Origin of the sequence: Ferrimonas balearica (assembly GCF_019802085.1) — a bacterium.
Lineage (GTDB): Bacteria > Pseudomonadota > Gammaproteobacteria > Enterobacterales > Shewanellaceae > Ferrimonas > Ferrimonas balearica_B.
In genome coordinates this window covers 1-683 of record NZ_JAHVHV010000012.1, presented here as the reverse complement: position 1 = coordinate 683, position 683 = coordinate 1, and the positions used below count along the sequence as shown (strand labels likewise).

General features: G+C 50.1%; 2 tRNA genes and 2 rRNA genes. All 4 read left to right on the top strand.

What is annotated here, in order from left to right:
* A 16S ribosomal RNA gene (locus KUV81_RS19665) occupies positions 1–102 on the top strand; the annotation flags it as partial.
* 87 nt (positions 103–189) lie between these two features.
* Positions 190–266 (top strand) — tRNA-Ile (locus KUV81_RS19660).
* Between the two features lie 31 nt (positions 267–297).
* A tRNA-Ala gene (locus KUV81_RS19655) sits at positions 298–373 on the top strand.
* Between the two features lie 210 nt (positions 374–583).
* A 23S ribosomal RNA gene (locus KUV81_RS19650) occupies positions 584–683 on the top strand; the annotation flags it as partial.

The following is a 683-nucleotide window of genomic DNA, read 5'->3' as shown; positions in this document are numbered from 1 at the left end:
AGTTTAACCTTCGGGAGGACGCTCACCACTTTGTGGTTCATGACTGGGGTGAAGTCGTAACAAGGTAGCCCTAGGGGAACCTGGGGCTGGATCACCTCCTTAACGACATGAATTCTTGCTCGCGTCGAGTGTTCACACAGATTGTCTGACGAAGATAGAGAGTCTGCTGCGCAAGCAGCGCACGGCGATGGGTCTGTAGCTCAGTTGGTTAGAGCGCACCCCTGATAAGGGTGAGGTCGGTAGTTCAAATCTACTCAGACCCACCAATCTTCCTTGAGATTGGTCGCCACACGGTATGGGGCTATAGCTCAGCTGGGAGAGCGCCTGCTTTGCACGCAGGAGGTCAGCGGTTCGATCCCGCTTAGCTCCACCACTTACTCTTTATGGCAAAGAGGCCAAAGATAAATTGCAAAATTTACCTTTGGCTTTTTTAAAGCCCGCTCTTTAACAATTTGGATAAGCTGATAAATTTCTCGAGAAATTGTAAGAGTAAACTTCTTGCAAGTGTCTTGATATCCGGCGACTCAGCGTAAGCTGAGTAACGAACATTTGGTTGTGATACCGAGACCCCTTGGGGTTGTATGGTTAAGCGACTAAGCGTACACGGTGGATGCCTTGGCAGTCAGAGGCGATGAAGGACGTGCTAACCTGCGAAAAGCTCAGATGAGGCGGTAAGAGCCACT